A 17,857-nucleotide genomic window follows, 5' to 3' on the forward strand; every position below is an offset into this window, starting at 1 on the left:
GCAGGCTTATCCTTCCGGTAAACCTGCGTCATTCTGTCTGGCATCATTCCCTTTTGGCATCACTCCCTTTTGCGCCGTTGTCTGCGCATGGTTTTACAGCGGATACAGCGCCGGTTTGGTTTGCGTGGTATTGGCGCTTGGACGTTGTTGTTGTTTGAGCAGCGACAGCAGGTTCTGGCCGTTATAGGCCGAGTTTACCGTGGACGAATACAGATACGCATCCAGCTCCGCCAGTGCGGCCTGAAGCTTTGGCTCAGCCGTAAGTCCGGCAAGCTGATTCAAGCTGGCAAGGGGTAAGTGCCGGGCGGCTATCGTGGCGCTTAAACCTCCTGCGCTTAAACCACCTGCATTAACCCAACCTAGCAGGGCACTGCGAATGGCGACGCCATCCCCTTTCTGACAGGCTCTGGTCAACGCCTGCCAATGTTGCTTCAGCGTTTTTTCGGTGTTTTCTGTGGGGTTGTTGCGGCCGTCAGCGGCGGCTCGCGGCTGATCCTGAATCCGCTGCTGGGCACGCCACCATAAAATGAATAACAGTGCATTACTCAACAGTAAAAGCCCGGCGGCGATCTGCCAATACAACAGCGTTGGCTGTTCACTTGCGCTGCTGATTGCGGCCGATGTCTGCATTGAGACAGTATCAGTCGGCGCTTCAGGACGGATGGTGGCAGGGCTGCTCCCCTTGGCTGGCTGCACCTGAATGCTGTGTGCCGGCAGTACGGCGTATTCCAGCGTGCCGCTGCGCGTATTCCACCACGGAATGCGGATCTCCGGCAGCAGAATACGGCCACTGCTGCCGGGAACCAGAGCAATAGACTGCTCTGAGGTGCCGGTCAGGCCGTCTTCGCTGCTTTGTTCGTTCTGTTGGCTCTGATCCGGGTAATAACGCAGGTTATCGACCACCGGCAGGGCAATGGCTGGCAGCTGACTGCCCGGCAGGCCTTTTGCGGTCAGTGTCAGGGTGCGGGTCACCGGTTCACCGGCCACCCATTGCTGCGGCGGCGTGCTGAAGGTTTCACTGATGCTCAGATTCTGTGCTGGAATCCAGGGCGCCTGCGGATAGTTCGGCGGAATGGGTTTGATCTGCAGGGTGATGGGCTTGCTGACCGCAGAACCCTGACGGCCGCGGCTCCAGCGGTCATAAGGATTACTTATACGGGCATTAAAGCGCTGGCCGGGAATGACCAGTTCGCCGCTTTCTTCCGGGAAAATAGCAAAACGGCGTTCGTAGACCCCGAGGCGCTGGCCATCAATGATGGTGGTGTATTGGCGAACCTCGCCCAAGGGCTGCACCAGTGCGTCGGTGACCTTAAATTCTGACAGCGAAGCATCTTCATGGCTGACGCTGTAATAGAGTTTTTCGGTGTAAAGAATTTGTCCCTGCACGTAGTAGTTGCTCTGCTGACTGACTTCAATGTCGAAGAAAAACTCTTTGGCAATCTGTGCTTTAACATCGGCGGATAATTCACGCACGCTGATGGTAATCGGCTGGCTCTGCTGATCATCAAAACGGATGGGGGGAATGGTCAGCTGACCACTGCGTTTGGCGGTCAGGGTCAGGGTCCATTCGGTAAAGGATTCGGTTTTGCCGTTGACCGAACGGAACTGGTTAGAACGTTGCTGATTGAGTATCTGAAAGTCGTTTTGCAGCGGAGTCAGGTCGGGCGAGCCAAACCCCACCTGCTCGCTGTAACGCAGCATCAGGTTAAAGGTATCCTGCTCGGTGACTTCTTTGCGGTCAACGCTGGCACTGAAAGTGGCTGCCTGAGCCTGAGCGGCGAACAGCAGCAGCGCCAGCAGCCAGTGAATGCGGTTAAAGACCAAATCGCGCATCACCATAAAACGTCCTCACTTTCCTGATCGGCCTGTTGCCGGTACTGATATAAAAACTTACGTTGCAGCAGGTTGCCGGGGTTATCCGGCACCCGGTTCAGCCACTGCTGCATGGCCGCCTGTTCTTCGCGGCTGAGGCTGTTGAGCGGTTGTTCCACGGCGCCAGGCTGCTTTGCCGGGCTTGCATTCTGCTCCTGCGCATTTTGCTGAGCAATGGACTGCGGGGTTTGCTCATCGTCGGCGTGTTCCTGCTTCTCTCCGGCGCTCTGCGCTGCGCTTTCAGACTGCTCTTCTGATGAATCATCGTCAGGCTGAGCGGCCGCACCGTCCTGGTTTGGTTGCTGCTTGTCTTTGGCCTGTCGCTTGTTTTTGGCCTGCTGAGCCAGCTTGTCTGCCTGCTGTTGGGCAAAGGCATCATCTGCGCTTTGATCCTGAGCGTTTTGCTGCTGACCGTTCTGTTGCTGGCCGTCCTGCTGCTGTCCGTTTTGCTGCTGTCCGTTCTGTTGCTGACCGTCCTGCTGCTGGCCGTTTTGCTGCTGTCCGTTTTGCTGCTGTCCGTCTTGCTGCTGTCCGTCTTGCTGCTGTCCGTCCTGTTGCTGACCGTCTTGCTGCTGTTGCTGCTCTTTCTGTTGTTTGAGTTTTTCTGCGGTCTCGCGGTTCGCAGCCGCTTCTTTCATCTCTGGATTCAGCTTCAGGGCTTCATCGTAGGCGGCGATGGCTTCATCAGGCTTTCCGGCCTGTAACAGGGCATTACCACGGTTGTAATGGCTGATGGCCGTTTGCGGGCCTTCGGCAAAGGCTTTGGCGGCGCTTTCATAATCGCCTGCCCGGTAAGCGGCGCTGCCGCGCCAGTTCGGGTCGTTGAATGCTTCAGCGGCTTTGGCCGGGTCTTGTTCAAACAGTTCAGCCCCTTGCTGGTCCGGGGTTTGCCACAGGTCTTTCCATTCCAGTGCATAGCTGTTGTCCGGCCAGCACAAAGGCAGCAGCAACAGGCTGAACAAGACCCCACGGCGGAATAACAGCAGGGCAATGGGAAGAAGAGCGATGATCAGCCAGTAGCCGGCATCATGCCATTGATCGAATTTGGCAAACGCATTATCGGGATTTTGCGGGTCAAGTTCTTGAGGTTGGTCGGGCAGCAGGGTATGCCAGTCGCTGTCGTTAATACTCAGCGGTTGCCAGGGGATATTCAGCTGTTGGCTTAAGTCGCGGATGGGGCCGAGGTCCAGTTGCGGCAGCACAATGGTGCCGCTGCCATCGCGCAGAAAACCGGCACCGGGCATGGGCACGGGGGCGCCTTCGGCGGTGCCGATGGTGAGAACATTAAGCTGGAAGCGCTGGTTATCTAATGCCGTACGGATACGCTCAATGTCTTTTGGGATAATGCCATCGGTCAGCAGTAGCAGACGCGCGCGCTGAATGCCGGCATCGGTGACCAGTTGCTGTGCCAGCCGAATGGCCTTGTCCGGACGGCTGCCGGGGCTGGGCATGATAAAGGGTGACAGCGATGGCAGCAGGTTTTCGATGGTGTCACGGTCATCGGTCAGCGGCGTGACGGTGTGTGCATCACCGGCATAAACCACCAGGGCGGTGAGGCCATCGGCGCGGCTGCGGACGATATCGGTGACTTTCTGAATAGCGCGTACCGCCCGTGAGGGCTTCAGATCCTGCGCGCCCATTGAGGCGGACATATCGAGCAAAATCACCAGTGCATCCTGATTTTTCTGCAACGGCTGCGGTAATTTCTCCCAGCTTGGTCCGGCCAGTGCAATACAGGCCAGCAGCCAGGCGGCCAATACCCACCACAATCCTTGTTGGCGTTTGTTGCCCGGGCGTTGCTCCAGCATGTAAGGCAGCAGGTGAGCATCAATAACGCTGGCCCATTGACCACTGCTCAGGGCACGGTGCAGCAGCAGGCTGAAGATAAGCAGCGCGGGAAGTGCGGCGAGCAACCAGAGCGGGCGCAAAAAATGAAACTGACTGAGCCACTCCATCAGACGTGACCTCCGGCAGATAAACGACTAAAGCGCTGCTGCAGGGCAATCAGCAGGCTGATGATAAACGCGATGGCTAATGGCCAGTGGAAAAGGCTCTGTTGTGGGCGGTAAATCTGCGGGTCTTTTTCCGTGGGCTCAAGGTCATCAATAAACTGATAAATCTTTTGCAGCTCTTCGGTATCACGTGCGCGGAAAAAGGCACCACCGGTTTGCCGGGCAATTTCACGCAGGGCATTTTCGTCCAGATCCCGTGATGGGTTGACCTTACGTGTGCCAAAGAAACTGGACACCTCCATTACATCGGCACCAAGGCCAATGGTGTAGATTTTTACGCCATTACTGGCGGCCAGTTCAGCGGCTTTTAATGGCTCAATTTCACCGGCGGTGTTGGCGCCGTCGGTCAGCAAAATCATCACCCGGCTTTGTTCCGGGTTATTCTGCAGACGTTTGATGGTTAAGCCGATGGCATCACCGATGGCGGTTTTTTTGCCCGCCAGACCGATCTGAGCTTCGTTCAGAAAGGTGCTGACGGTGCGAGCATCAAAGGTCAGTGGTGCCTGCAGATAGGCATTGCTGCCGAACAGAATCAGACCCATGCGGTCGCCGCTGCGCTGTTCGATAAACTGGCTGACCACCTGTTTAACCACGGCCAATCGGTTGGCGGGTTTATTGTTCAGGCGCATGTCTTCAATTTCCATACTCTGGGAAATATCCACCGCCAGCATCAGGTCACGGCCGGAGACCGGCATTTGTACGATTTCGCCCATCTGATATGGGCGTGCCAGCGCACCGACCAGCGCAATCCATAACGTCAGTGGCAGCAGCCAGCCACTCAGGTTATTGGTGGTTTGCCGCTTGCTGCGGGTGTTTTTGCTCAGTTGCCAGGGGCTGAGCGACGGAACTTTCAGTGCCGCCTGTTCCATTTTCAACGGCGGTAAAAAAGCACGGATGATCCATGGCAGCGGTAACAGGAAAAAAGCCCAGGGCCAGTGAAACTCCATCAGTTGGCCTCCGTTGTTGTTGCTTGTTGCTGTTGTGCTTTTAGCTGTGTCTGTGGTGTTTGCGCGCTTTTTAGCCAGCGTTGTGCCAGTGCCAGCAGGTCGTTCAGATCACCATAGTGCTGACGCCAGTCGGCGCGGTCGGGTGCATAAGGCGCCTCGGCCAGAGCCCGCGCGCTTTGGTTGCTGAACAGCGGTGTTTTTGTGCTGTGGTTAAGAAATTCGATCCAGGCCTGACCATGCAGCGCGATAGCGGCTGGAAAGTGTTGCTGGCAATACAGCTTAAGAATCTCATTAATCTGTGCGCAGGCCTGAGCATCGGTTTTATCAAAATGGGAGCGCAGGTGTTGCAGTTGCTGCAGACAATCGCGCCGGCGCTGTTGTTGCTGGTATTGCCGTCGCCACCAGAATGCCGCGACGAGCACGGCAATAATCACCACGGCGAGCAGCAACCACCATCCGGGAGCGGGTGGCCAGGCACTGACCGGGTCGGGCAGATGAATATCGTACAGTGGCAGGGATTCGGCTTGTGGTTTCATGCTCCGCGCTTCCCTCCGCTGGCCCGGCTGAGCATGCCCAGCCCTAATCCCTGACGCAGTAACGGCAGCGGATCGGCGTCGCTGGTGCTCAGCGTGATCAGGGGTACTTTTATGCGTTGCAGCTGTTGTTGCAGCAGTGACAGGCGATCGCTGAAAGCCTGGTGGTAATCGTGGCGCTGAGCGCTGGTGGTGCTGTCGAGGGATAAACGCTGCTGACCGTCGCTCAGGGTATAGAGACCCGGCGGTGGTAATTCGGCTTCCAGCGGATCGGAAATATGGATGGCAACCAGATCGCAATGGCGGGTCACTGCGTGCAGTTGTTGTTCGCACTCGGCATCAAAGCCTGCCCAGTCACTGATAAAATAAATGGCGCTGCCGGGGCGGGCAATGCGGCGCAGATGACGACATATCTGCTGCATGCGCTGTTGTGGTTCAACCGCCGCTGACGCGGGCAGTGCCGGTAATTCGCTTAATAACTGCAGTACCTGTTTGCGGCCGGTTTTGGGGCGCAAATCGGTTTCCTGTTCATCGTTAAACAGCAGGGCACCAATGCGGTCACCGTGCTCAAGGGCGGCCCAGGCAAACAGCGCGGTGAGGTCGGCAGCAACCACCTGCTTCAGTGCCCGGCGGCTGCCAAAGCGCATGCCGGCGCGCAAATCACAGACCAGCAGGACCGGCCGTTCTTTTTCTTCGCGGAACACTTTGACATGCGCATCACCGGTGCGCGCCGTCACGCGCCAGTCCATCGCGCGGATATCATCACCGGCCTGATATTCACGCACTTCGGCGTAATCCAGACCACGGCCACGGATCGCCGAAGCATGACTGCCAGCCAGATCATTCAGCACTTTTTTCTGTTTATGCAGCGGTAACTGGCGTGCCAGCGTGCGCAGCTGAACCAGGTTGGCCGGCAAAATTTCTGCTCCGGCCGAAAACTGGCCACTGTGCAGCGCGGCCGCCTGCGTCTGCTGACGCTGCGAAAATACGTCCTGCACCATTAAACAACCGGTACCCGTTGCAGCAGTTCATTAATGACTTTGTTCACCGTCATACCCGAGGCTTCGGCTTCAAAGCTGAGCAGCAGGCGGTGACGCAGCACATCGTGGGCCACGGCCTGTACATCGTCAGGGCTGACGTAATCGCGTCCGTTCAGCCAGGCGTGGGCACGGGCGCAGCGGTCGAGGGCAATAGTACCGCGCGGGCTGGCACCGTATTCGATCCAGCTGGCGAGGTCTTTACCGTAATGCTCCGGGCGGCGGCTGGCCATGACCAGCTGTACCAGGTATTGCTCAACGGCATCGCTCATATGCAGATTCAGCACCTGCTGGCGGGCAGCGAACACCATCTCCTGCGACAGCTTGACCACTTCACTGCTGTGTTGCTGCATGGCTTCGCCACGGGCCAGGCGCAGAATTTTCTGCTCGGCTTCGCTGTCCGGGTAATCAATCACCACGTGCATGACAAAACGGTCGAGCTGAGCTTCCGGCAATGGGTAGGTGCCTTCCTGCTCAATGGGGTTTTGCGTGGCCATGACCATAAATAAGGACGACAGCGGACGGGTTACTCCGCCAACCGTCACCTGACGCTCGGCCATGGCTTCAAGCAAGGCGCTCTGCACTTTGGCGGGAGCACGGTTTATTTCGTCGGCCAGGATCAGGTTGTGAAAAATGGGCCCGGCCTGAAAATCAAAGGTCTGTTGTTGCGGGCGGTAAATTTCGGTACCGGTAATATCGCCGGGCAGCAGATCGGGGGTGAACTGAATGCGCTTGAAATCCCCTTCAATGCGATCAGCCAGTGCGTTGATGGCTTTGGTTTTGGCCAGACCGGGAGCGCCTTCAACCAGTAAGTGGCCATCACTTAATAAACAAATTAACAAGCGTTCAACAAGATGCGGCTGGCCAATAATCTGTTGTTGCAGTGCTTCTTTTAAGCGCGCAAAACCCTGTTGTTCAGTCATCTTCTTTTTATCCCAGAGCGTTGATTTGATTCGGATTTTAGAGACTCAAAGCATTTGGTCAATGGCTCTGATTGGTTGCGTTGGAGAAAGTTCACCGTGCTGCTTAATTCGGTGTGGAGACCGCGCTGGTGGCGAAATGATCTAAGCTTAGGCGTTATCAGGGCTCAATACGGATACCACTATGCTAACTGCTTTGCACACCCTTATTAAGGAACGTAACCATAACGAGCAGGCGGCTGTACTGCAACGCTTTGCCGATTTGTATTTTTCAGGGGCCCCCGCGGATGAGCTGCTGGCTCGTTCGGTAGAAGATGTTTATGGTGCAACACTGTCCTGTTGGCAGTTTATTCAACAGCGTAAACCGCATCAGCCTAAGGTGCGGGTGTTTAATCCTGATTACGAAAATCATGGCTGGCAGTCGATTCATACGGTGGTAGAAATTGTCTGCGATGATATGCCATTTCTGGTTGATTCGGTGCGCATGCAACTGAATGCCCGGCAGTTGTCATTGCATTCGATTCATTACTGCGTACTGAACGCTCAGCGTGATAAAAAACACCAGCTGAAAACGGAAAACGACTGGCACAAAGACGATAAAGGAACAACGGCTGAAGCCATTATTTATATAGAGTTTGACCATCATTCCGATACGGCATTACTGCAATCCCTGACGGAAGAGCTGCTGGAAATTATTGCCGAAGTAAACGCCTGCGTTAATGATTTTCCGACCATCGTCAAAAAAGCAGAAACCACCCTTGCCCGTCTGAGTAAACCTCATCATAAAGACCGTGCGGCGGACTATAAAGAAGCCCAGGAGTTTTTACGCTGGCTGATCAGTAACCATTTTACTTTTCTGGCCTGCGATGAATTTCATATAGAAAGTGAAGGTAAAGAGCAGTACGTCGTGCGCGACAGTACGCAGGATCTGGGGCTGTTTAATTACAATAAAGCCAGTCGTGATCGTTTATTGTTACGTGATCTGGAAGACGAAGTGCGTGATTTTATCACCAATCAGCAGATCGTCAGTTTTATGAAATCCGGCAGCCGAAGCCGGGTGCATCGTCCGGCTTATCCGGATTATGTGGTGGTTAAATTCTTTAATAAAGAGGGCGAAGTCACCGGCGGTGTGCGCTTTATGGGGCTGTATACCTCGATGGTATATATTGAAACACCGAATAATATTCCGCTGGTGCGTGAGAAGCTGAACGAAGTGCGGAAAATGGCGGACTTCAATCCGGCGAGTCACAGTGGTAAAGAACTGAACCGTATTCTGGAAGTGTATCCGCGCGACGAGCTGTTCCAATCCACCGCGGAGCAATTGCACCGAACCTCGCTGAGCATTCTGAATATTCAGGAACGCCGCCAGACGCGGGTGTATCTGCGTAAAGACTCCTACAGTAAATTTGTGTCCTGTCTGGCCTATGTGCCACGGGATATCTATAACACCGAACTGCGCCAGCGGATTGAAGCGGTTTTAACCGCCGAGTTTTCACCGCTGGATATTGAATTTAATACCTATTTTTCTGAATCCATTCTGGCCCGAACGCAGTACACCTTGCGTCTTAATCCCGATAAACCGGTGGTCTTTGATGAACAGGCCGTTGCCAGAAAAATCCGGCAGGTTGCCCGTTCCTGGCAGGACGATCTGCATGATGCACTTATTGAGCAGGCGGGAGAAGAAAAAGGGAATCACCAGTTTCACCGTTATCGTGATGCCTTTCCGGCCGGTTATCGCGAAAGCTTCAGTGCCCGTACTGCGGTGGTGGATGTACAGCATATGGAGCACCTGTGCGAGCAGGGGGACGGCCAGTTGGCGATGAGTTTTTATCGTGAACTGGAAGAAGGTGATAACGAACTGCGTTTTAAACTGTTTAACCGCAAGACCATTCTGCCACTGTCTGATGTTATTCCGGTGTTGGAGAATCTTGGGTTGCGGGTGATGGGCGAGCACCCTTACGAAATTATCTGTGCCGATGGCGAACGCATCTGGATTCATAATTTCCTGCTGCGTTATACCTTATCGGACAGCATTAATATTGCCGCAGTGAAAGGCTTGTTTCAGGATTCTTTCCGCGCCGTATGGGAAGGTCAGGCTGAGAATGATGGCTTTAACCGTTTAGTGTTGGGCGGACAGTTAAGCTGGAAAGATATCTCTATACTGCGTGCTTATGCCCGCTATATGAAGCAAATCCGCTTTGGCATTTCCGAAAGCTACATCGCCGAGACCCTGTGCCGCTATATTGATATCAGCGCCAAGCTGGTGCACATGTTTCATCTGCGCTTCGGTTTACAGGATCGCTCGCTGGAACAGCGCGATGACGATATCAGTCAATGTGAGCAGCAATTGATCGAAGCACTGGATGGTGTTGACCAACTGAATGAAGACCGCACCATCCGCCGCTACATTGATTTGATTAAGGCAACCTTACGTACCAACTTTTTCCAGCTGGATGACCACAGCCAAAGCAAATCCTACCTGTCGTTGAAAATGAATCCGGCGGCGATCAGCGATATGCCTTTGCCGCGCCCCATGTTTGAAATATTTGTCTACTCACCTCGTGTCGAAGGTGTGCATCTGCGGGGTGGCCGGGTGGCCCGTGGTGGCTTGCGCTGGTCGGATCGCAGTGATGATTTCCGCACTGAGGTGCTGGGACTGGTAAAAGCCCAGCAGGTTAAAAATGCGGTCATCGTACCGGTGGGTGCCAAAGGCGGTTTTATTGCCAAGTGCCTGCCCAAAGACGGCGGCCGCGATGCGTTTATGGCAGAAGGGATTGCCAGCTATCAGACGTTTATCAGTGCCTTGCTGGACGTAACCGATAATCTGGTCGAAGGGCAGGTTGTACCGCCGCAGAATGTGATTCGTCACGATGATGATGATCCCTACCTGGTGGTTGCGGCTGACAAAGGCACGGCGACATTCTCCGATATTGCCAACGAAATTGCGGTAACCCGTGGTTTCTGGATGGGCGATGCTTTTGCTTCCGGTGGTTCGATTGGTTATGACCATAAAAAAATGGGCATTACTGCCCGTGGAGCCTGGGTATCCGTGCAACGGCATTTCCGTGAGCAGGGGATTAATATTCAGGAAACGGATTTCAGCGTGGTCGGTATCGGTGATATGGCCGGAGATGTCTTTGGTAACGGCATGCTGTTATCCGAGCATATTTGCCTGGTGTCCGCGTTTAACCATATGCATATCTTTGTTGACCCTAACCCGGATGCCGCACGCAGCTTTGTAGAGCGGAAGCGGCTGTTCGAGCTGCCACGTTCCAGCTGGGATGATTACAACAAAGAACTGATATCCAAAGGCGGTGGAATTTTTCTGCGTTCGGCCAAGAGTGTGCCGGTTTCTCTGGAGATGAAGCAGCGCTTTGGCATTGTTGAAGACCGTTTGCCACCCAATGATTTAATCAAAGCCATTTTACGCGCCCCGGTTGATCTGATCTGGAATGGTGGGATCGGTACTTATATTAAATCTTCAGCCGAGCGTCATTCTCAGGTGGGTGATAAAGCCAATGATGGCCTGCGCATTAACGGTAAAGAAGTTCGGGCTAAGGTCATCGGCGAGGGCGGTAATCTGGGGATGACTCAGTTAGGTCGTGTTGAATACGGCCTGAAGGGCGGGGCGTCATACACCGATTTTATTGATAACGCCGGTGGTGTGGATTGCTCCGACCACGAAGTGAATATCAAAATTATGCTTAACGAAGTACTCGACAGTGGTGATCTGACGCGCAAACAACGTAACGAAATATTTATGCAACAGACCGACGATGTTGCCCGGCTGGTGCTGAATAATAACTACCGCCAGACCCAGGCAATCGCGCTGGCATACCGTGATTGTAAAGTACGCTTAGATGAATATGTGCGTCTGATGCGGGAATATGAAAGCCACGGCAAACTCAACAGAGCACTTGAGTTTTTGCCCAACGAAGAAGTCTTAATGGAGCGTCGAGCGGCCAGTCAGGGGCTGACCCGTCCGGAGCTGGCGGTGTTGATTTCTTACACCAAGGCCGATTTAAAAGAACAGCTGAACCATCCCGATATTTATGACGATGAATACGTGGCCAGTATTTTACATACCGCCTTTCCAAACGCTTTCTGTGAACGCTTCGCGGAACCGCTGAGTCATCATCGCTTGCGCCGGGAGATTATCGCCACGCAGCTGGCCAACGATATGGTCAATTACATGGGGATAACGTTCGTTAACCGTCTGCACGATTCAACCGGCGCGAATATGAGTGATATTGCCCGCTCGTATATTACTGCCCGCGATATTTTTGCTTTGCCGGAACATTGGCAGGCGATTACGGCGATGGATTATCACATCAGCACGGCCGAGCAGGAAGATATGATGGCCGATCTGATGCGTCTGGTGCGTCGCGCCAGCCGTTGGTTTTTACGTAACCGTCGCGCCAAAATTGATATCGGCGCGGAGGTCGCGCGTTTTAAACCGGCGGTACAGAGCATCGCCGCCGAGCTGGGCCGAACCCTTAAAGGTTCGGCGCTGGAGCGTTGGCAGGAAGTGTATAACCGCCGCGTTGAAGCTGGCGTGCCGGAAGCACTGGCGGCGTTAACCGCGGGGGCAGCCAATCTGTATTCTGCGCTGGGTATTATTGAAGCCGCCGCTCAAACCGGCCGCGACATCCGTCAGGTTGCAGAAGCCTATTTTGAAATGGGTGAGCACTTATCGCTGAACTGGTTTATCCAGCAGGTGAATGCGCTGCCATCCAACAGCCATTGGGAAGCACTGGCTCGGGAAACGTTGCGTGATGATCTCGATTGGCAGCAAAGGGCTCTGACCGTCGGTATTCTCGGTGCGCAGGAAGATGGTGTATCGCTGGCCGATTCGATTGCTCAGTGGGAGGAAGAGTATGCTTCACTGGTGGCTCGCTGGGCGAACATGCTGAATGAGCTGAAAGCGGCGGATACGCTGGAGTTTACCATGCTGTCTGTTGCCTTACGGGAACTGCTGGATTTGGCTCAGGCCAGTCGCCACCAGCGCCCTTGTGTTGAAGGGGAGCCTCTTTAACCACATTTTGCAGTAAACCGAAGCGGGTGCTGAATTCCTCAGAAGTGCGCTCGTGTAGTGAGTAACGGCAGAAAGCTTTATGATTCTGCCGTTACTTTTTGTGTCATGGTGAAATCATTGTTGGCCGCCCGGCATTTTCTCTTCCGTTTTTTATGGTTGATCAGCTTTTCAGGGATAGCGTCTTTGTCGGTATTGGCCGCAGAAGTGGATCAGTTCAGCGGCCATTCAGCGTTAATGCCGCCATTGGCGGATGCCACACCCTTATTGGAGCAGGAGGTTAATCGCCGCCTGCAACTGGCCATTACGATGGCAAACCGCCCGGTGATTAAACCCCCGCAGTTACGCTCCCAGTCGGGTCTGGAATACCCCGCTTGTGAAGAGGAGCGCCTGTACGACGCTCTGGCCTGGGAACTCGCCCGTCCAGTCATTGGCCAGCTCGAAACCTTTGCCGAAGAGCATCCGCAGATCAGTCGGCACAGCGTTCCGTTCCGCGCCTCGGTGTATCGGGATTTCATCTGGCAGCAATCACCTTCGCTGGTGTTAAGCGAGCGGGTGGCGGCGGTTATCCGGGTGAATGGCGTGGAAATCGGCAGTGATAAACTGGGGCATTTTTTTACCGAAGGCTACAGCTATTTTGAAGTTACCGATCAGCTGCGTGATACGGTCGAAGAGGCGCTGTTGTTTGGTGAATGGTCAGAATCTTTATATTTTGGTGCACAGACTACCGGCGTTTTTTCTTTTGCCGATCTGGCTGCAAACCTGAACGGCCTGCGTTTCTGGAACCGTATTCTGGCAAACTATCCGGATCCATTAACCGGCCTTGAGGTTGCGCCTTATGTGCGTTGTGAAGATCAGCGCTGGCAGCTGGCCGAGGCATTTCATTTTCAGGGCTATGTGGATTCTGCCTGGAACGAAAGCGTGAATTGCTCAGCGTTCCGCAGTTTGGACATGCTGCGGCAGGTGCTGCGTTATCAGCCGGTCTGTACGCCACAGTCGTTGCCGCAGAACACCTATGGCCGGTGGCAGGAACGGGTGCTTAACCGTTCCGGCTTGCGGGTTTTACCGGACTACCTGCAACCGGAAGTGATTCTGGCGCAGCGCGCTTTTATGCAGGAAGTGCGATTACCCCAGGGCGTGCTGGAGCGGATTCGTGAATTGCGTCAACAGCTGGAGTTCTGGCGGCAGCAGCCACAGCCTCAACTGACGGAAGCCCGTCGTGCGGAGGCGATACAGGAATAATCATGCAGCGTATTGAATTGAATCTGGCGATTTCCGCGCAGGAGTATCAACGCTTTTACCGTGGCCAGGTGAAGCAGGTGGTGGCGCAGGCGCTGGATGGGCGCACTATTCGTTTCCCTGCCAATGTGCTGCAACAGGTGGTGCAGCATGAAGGCATTTATGGCCGTTTTGCCATTGAATTCGATGATCAGGGCAAATTTCAGCGCATCGTGCGCCTGGGAGCCTGACTTTCACCGTACAACACGTTTTTTTGCGCTAAATCGTCTACAGCGCCGACGTACTGACATATAATGCCGACCGTTTTGCCACCCGCTTTATCAACTGAGGTCTGTTATGGATTGGTATGCTCTGAGTCGCTCCCTGATGTTTCGTCTGAACGGTGAAACTTCCCACGAACTGGGATTGGATATGCTGGGGGCTACCGAACGCCTTGGACTGCTGCAGTTTCTTGCGCCCCAGGTGGCAGCGCTGCCAACCACCGTCGCCGGGATTGAATTTCCCAACCCGGTGGGTTTAGCGGCGGGTCTGGATAAAAACGGTGACTATATCGATGCCTTTGCCCGTTTAGGCTTTGGTTTTATTGAGATTGGCACCGTTACACCGCGTCCACAACCGGGTAATCCTAAGCCGCGTCTGTTCCGTATTCCGGAGCGTCAGGCCATCATCAACCGCATGGGATTCAACAATAAAGGGGTTGATCATCTGGTTGAGCGGGTAAAAGCGGCTAAATATCGTGGTGTGCTGGGCATTAATATCGGTAAAAACTTTGATACCGCAGTGGAAAATGCCACCTCGGATTACCTGATCTGCCTCGACAAGGTATACGAGCATGCCACTTACATTACGGTGAATATCTCCTCTCCGAATACGCCGGGGCTGCGTACCCTGCAGTTTGGCGATTCGCTGAAACACTTGCTGGAGCCCATCAAAGCGCGCCAGCTGGAGCTGGCCAAAGAATTCGGTTACAAGCCGGTGTTCGTCAAAATCGCCCCGGATATGGAAGAAGACGATGTAGCGCTGGTGGCAGAAACGTTCATCAACAGTGGTATTGACGGCGTGATTGCCACCAATACCACGTTGTCGCGCGAAGGCGTTCAGGGTCTGCGTTTCGGTAACGAAGCCGGTGGCCTGAGTGGCGCACCACTGGAAGATCTGGCCACTGAAACCGTTGAGCATCTGTGTCAGGCACTGGCGGGTAAGCTGCCGGTGATGGGTGTGGGTGGCATTCTGGATGGCGAAGGTGCGGCTGAAAAAATAAAGGCGGGTGCTTCGCTGGTACAGATTTACTCCGGCTTTATTTACCGTGGTCCTGAGTTAATCCGCGAAGCGGTGGATGCACTGGCAGATTTACGCACACAGGGCTGATAGCGCCCGGCGGATGTATGTTTGCATAAAAAAGCCCTGCTCATGGCAGGGCTTTGCTTCCCTGAAGAGGAAGCGTGCACAACGGGCGTTAAGCCCTGAAGAACGTCATACGGCCATTTTATGAATGCCAGAAACGCCGGTGTAACCATCCCAGTGATCGGCACGACCGGAGCGCCAACCTGCAAGCCAGGAGTCTCGTTGTGGTCCTATGGGTGCAAGATCTTTTGAACGGCGCTCAACGCCAGCGCGATAACCACGTGCAAAAGCTCTTTCCTGCATGTCGCGTTTCTGTTTTTTCATAGAAAGCTTCCTCGCTAAAGTTATTTGCTCGACGGCCAGAACAACTGGTTGAATCACTGACCGAACCCCTGTTGTACCTCAGGCCGGTGAGTAATGTTAATTATTTATTACTTCTAAGCGTCACTATTCTTACAGCCACAGGCTATTTGACGAAACGGGTTTTATCAGCATGCAAAATGAAACAACAGTAACAACCATGACCTGGCTGGCCGCTTGTCCGAAAGGGGTCGAATCCCTGTTAGCGGATGAAATCAGGCACTTGGGCGGTGAAGTTGAACGTGAAACACACCTCGGTGTGATCTGGCGCGGCGACTTAACGCTGGCCTATCGCTTTTGTTTATGGAGCCGGTTGGCGAGTCGTCTGCTGCTGCCATTGCAGGAAAGTCAGGTAGACAATGTCGACGAAATGTACGAAGCGGCGCGTTCAGTCGAATGGCCTTCGATCTTCGCGGTGGGGACGACGTTCCGCATCGATTTCCATGGCCGCACGGACTATCTCAACAACACGCAGTTTGGCGCACAGAAGATCAAAGACGCCATCGTTGACCGTTTCCGTGACGATACCGGAGCCCGTCCATCGGTCGATAAAGACGGAGATGTACGCATCGAAGCGCAGCTGCGCAAAGGCAAGCTCAACCTCTATTACAACTTCAGCGGCGACAGCCTGCACCGCCGTGGCTACCGTCTGCAGCCGGGTAAAGCGCCGTTAAAAGAAAACCTGGCCGCCGCTGTGCTGGTGCGGGCCGGTTGGCCGGCACTGGCAGCGGAAGGAAAACACCTGATTGATCCTATGTGTGGTTCCGGCACCTTGCTGATTGAAGCCGGCATGATGGCGGCAGATATTGCGCCGGGTCTGAACCGTCAGAAATGGGGCTTTGAAGGCTGGCTGGGCCATGCCCGGCCGCTGTGGCTGGCCGAGGTTGAGCAGGCACGCCAGCGTCGTACGGACGGCTTAAACGCCATGACCAGCCGCCTCTATGGCTTTGATATCGATGCTGACCAGCTGAGCGCGGCAACTCAGAACCTGAGTCGCTCGCCGCTGGCAGGCAAAGTTCATCTGGAACGCCGTTCCATTGAACAGTTGCGGGTACAGAATGAAGTTGTCGAGCAGGGTGGCCTGGTGGTGTGTAACCCGCCTTACGGTGAGCGTCTGAGTGAGCTGCCACAACTGGCACCGCTGTATCAGCAATTTCATGATGCCACCATGCGTCTGCCAGAGTGGCCGTTGGCGGTGTTTACCGGCAATACCGACCTGGCTAAGAGCATCCGGCGGCCGCTGGATAAGCAATATCGCCTGATGAACGGCCAGATTGCGACCCGCCTGCTGATGTTCGGCGCAGCGGATGAGCGTTCGGCGCAACCGCAGGGCAGTATGATCCGTGGCCCGGTGGAAGCCTTTGCCAACCGACTGAAAAAGAACATGAAGCCGCTGCAGAAATGGGCCAAACGTGAAAACGTAGAATGCTATCGCCTGTACGATGCTGATCTGCCTGAGTATGCCGTTGCGGTCGACCTTTATGGTGACTGGCTGCACGTGCAGGAATATGTGCCGCCAAAATCCATCGATGAAACCAAAGCTGAGCGTCGTTTGCTGGATGTGCTGGCTGTTTTACCGGAAGTCACCGGTATTCCCGCACAACAGATTGTGCTGAAACGCCGTGAGCGTCAGGCCGGTAAACGCCAGTACGAGAAGCAGAACACCGAACAGCGGTTTATGCCGGTACGTGAAGGTAATGTGCAGGTGTTGGTTAACCTGAAAGATTATCTTGATACCGGACTGTTTCTGGATCACCGTCCGACCCGCTTGCAGATTGCCGGGCTGGCTTCTGGCAAGCGCTTCCTGAATCTGTTCTGTTATACCGCCACCGCCAGTGTGCACGCGGCGGTGGCCGGAGCGCATTGCACCAGCGTTGATATGTCGCGCACCTACCTCAACTGGGGCAAAGAGAACTTTGAGCTGAATGGTCTGAAGGCTGAACAACACGTCTTTGTGCAGGCCGACTGCATCCAGTGGTTGCGCGACTGCAACGAACGCTATGACCTGATCTTTATGGACCCGCCGACGTTCTCTAACTCTAAGCGCATGGAAGGGGTACTGGATATTCAGCGTGACCATGTGATGTTGGTCGAACAGGCCATGCGCTGTCTGAATCCGGGCGGATTGCTGATTTTCTCGAATAACCTGCGCCGCTTCGATCTGGATATGGATGCACTAAAACAGTTCACAATCAAAGATGTAAGCGCAAAATCGGTGCCATTTGATTATGGTCGCCGCCCGAATATTCACCACTGCTTTCATATTACGCATTCTGTCTGAATGGCTGCGCACGTATTCAGGGCGCGTTAGTGCTGAATACGTGCGCAAACCTCACAATTCGTAATCGCTTTGTCAGGCAATGCTGACAAAGTTGGTACGGAATCTGCTAAAACTCAGTCTTATTGGATGTTCGCGCACCAGTCTGGTGTGTGGCTTTCCGGCCGGCACTCTCATGAAGCATCGCAACGCAGGTTGCTGATCCACTGATCTGAGCGCGCCGTTTTTATCAGCAAGAATCCAGCGAATTAAAATGAGGACACAGCGTGGAAACTATTGACGT

At 54.3% G+C, this 17,857-nt stretch carries 12 protein-coding genes; 5 read left to right on the forward strand and 7 right to left on the reverse strand.

The window, feature by feature from the left end; all coding sequences use genetic code 11:
* Positions 1 to 93 precede the first annotated feature (93 nt).
* Genes NYR02_RS18715 through NYR02_RS18740 form a run of 6 tightly spaced genes read right to left on the reverse strand, consistent with a single transcriptional unit; the run spans position 94 to position 7,324 of the window.
* Positions 94 to 1,839, reverse strand: coding sequence for a BatD family protein (locus tag NYR02_RS18715; RefSeq protein WP_260977887.1), 1,746 nt, complete (start codon positions 1,837 to 1,839; stop codon positions 94 to 96).
* Positions 1,833 to 3,827 (reverse strand): VWA domain-containing protein, encoded by a 1,995-nt coding sequence (locus NYR02_RS18720; protein WP_260977888.1) that lies wholly within the window; start codon positions 3,825 to 3,827, stop codon positions 1,833 to 1,835. The genes NYR02_RS18715 and NYR02_RS18720 overlap by 7 nt, the downstream gene beginning before the upstream one ends.
* On the reverse strand, positions 3,827 to 4,831 hold the full coding sequence (locus tag NYR02_RS18725) for a vWA domain-containing protein (RefSeq protein ID WP_260977889.1): 1,005 nt from the start codon (positions 4,829 to 4,831) through the stop codon (positions 3,827 to 3,829). The genes NYR02_RS18720 and NYR02_RS18725 overlap by 1 nt, the downstream gene beginning before the upstream one ends.
* Positions 4,831 to 5,367, reverse strand: coding sequence for a DUF4381 domain-containing protein (locus NYR02_RS18730; protein WP_260977890.1), 537 nt, complete (start codon positions 5,365 to 5,367; stop codon positions 4,831 to 4,833). The genes NYR02_RS18725 and NYR02_RS18730 overlap by 1 nt, the downstream gene beginning before the upstream one ends.
* Positions 5,364 to 6,365, reverse strand: coding sequence for a DUF58 domain-containing protein (locus tag NYR02_RS18735; protein WP_260977891.1), 1,002 nt, complete (start codon positions 6,363 to 6,365; stop codon positions 5,364 to 5,366). The genes NYR02_RS18730 and NYR02_RS18735 overlap by 4 nt, the downstream gene beginning before the upstream one ends.
* Positions 6,365 to 7,324 carry an AAA family ATPase gene (locus NYR02_RS18740; RefSeq protein WP_260977892.1) on the reverse strand — a complete coding sequence of 320 codons (960 nt, stop codon included), beginning with the start codon at positions 7,322 to 7,324 and terminating at the stop codon, positions 6,365 to 6,367. Before NYR02_RS18740 ends, NYR02_RS18735 begins: the two co-directional genes overlap by 1 nt.
* 181 nt (positions 7,325 to 7,505) lie before the next feature.
* Here NYR02_RS18740 and NYR02_RS18745 point away from each other — a divergent pair, with 181 nt between their 5' ends.
* From NYR02_RS18745 to NYR02_RS18760, 4 genes are all read left to right on the forward strand, one after another.
* Entirely contained in the window at positions 7,506 to 12,356 is a 4,851-nt protein-coding gene (locus NYR02_RS18745) for an NAD-glutamate dehydrogenase (protein ID WP_260977893.1), read from the forward strand.
* A gap of 183 nt (positions 12,357 to 12,539) precedes the next feature.
* The gene (locus NYR02_RS18750) at positions 12,540 to 13,595 is read left to right on the forward strand and encodes a hypothetical protein (protein WP_260977894.1); all 1,056 of its coding nucleotides are present in this window, start codon (positions 12,540 to 12,542) and stop codon (positions 13,593 to 13,595) included.
* Between the two features lie 2 nt (positions 13,596 to 13,597).
* Positions 13,598 to 13,822, forward strand: a complete 225-nt coding sequence (locus tag NYR02_RS18755) for a DUF2835 domain-containing protein (protein ID WP_260977895.1) — start codon at positions 13,598 to 13,600, stop codon at positions 13,820 to 13,822.
* A 106-nt stretch (positions 13,823 to 13,928) separates the two neighbouring features.
* Complete coding sequence (locus tag NYR02_RS18760) at positions 13,929 to 14,960, forward strand: quinone-dependent dihydroorotate dehydrogenase (protein ID WP_260977896.1); 1,032 nt, start codon at positions 13,929 to 13,931, stop codon at positions 14,958 to 14,960.
* Positions 14,961 to 15,065: 105 nt separating this feature from the next.
* Here NYR02_RS18760 and rmf read toward each other — a convergent pair whose 3' ends face one another.
* Complete coding sequence (rmf, locus tag NYR02_RS18765) at positions 15,066 to 15,260, reverse strand: ribosome modulation factor (RefSeq protein WP_145469485.1); 195 nt, start codon at positions 15,258 to 15,260, stop codon at positions 15,066 to 15,068.
* A 169-nt stretch (positions 15,261 to 15,429) separates the two neighbouring features.
* Between rmf and rlmKL the strand changes: the two genes are divergently transcribed.
* On the forward strand, positions 15,430 to 17,577 hold the full coding sequence (gene rlmKL, locus NYR02_RS18770) for a bifunctional 23S rRNA (guanine(2069)-N(7))-methyltransferase RlmK/23S rRNA (guanine(2445)-N(2))-methyltransferase RlmL (RefSeq protein ID WP_260977897.1): 2,148 nt from the start codon (positions 15,430 to 15,432) through the stop codon (positions 17,575 to 17,577).
* Positions 17,578 to 17,857: the final 280 nt, after the last annotated feature.

The sequence above is a fragment of the Thalassolituus pacificus genome (assembly GCF_025318105.1).
GTDB classification, from domain to species: Bacteria; Pseudomonadota; Gammaproteobacteria; order Pseudomonadales; family Oceanobacteraceae; genus Venatoribacter; species Venatoribacter pacificus.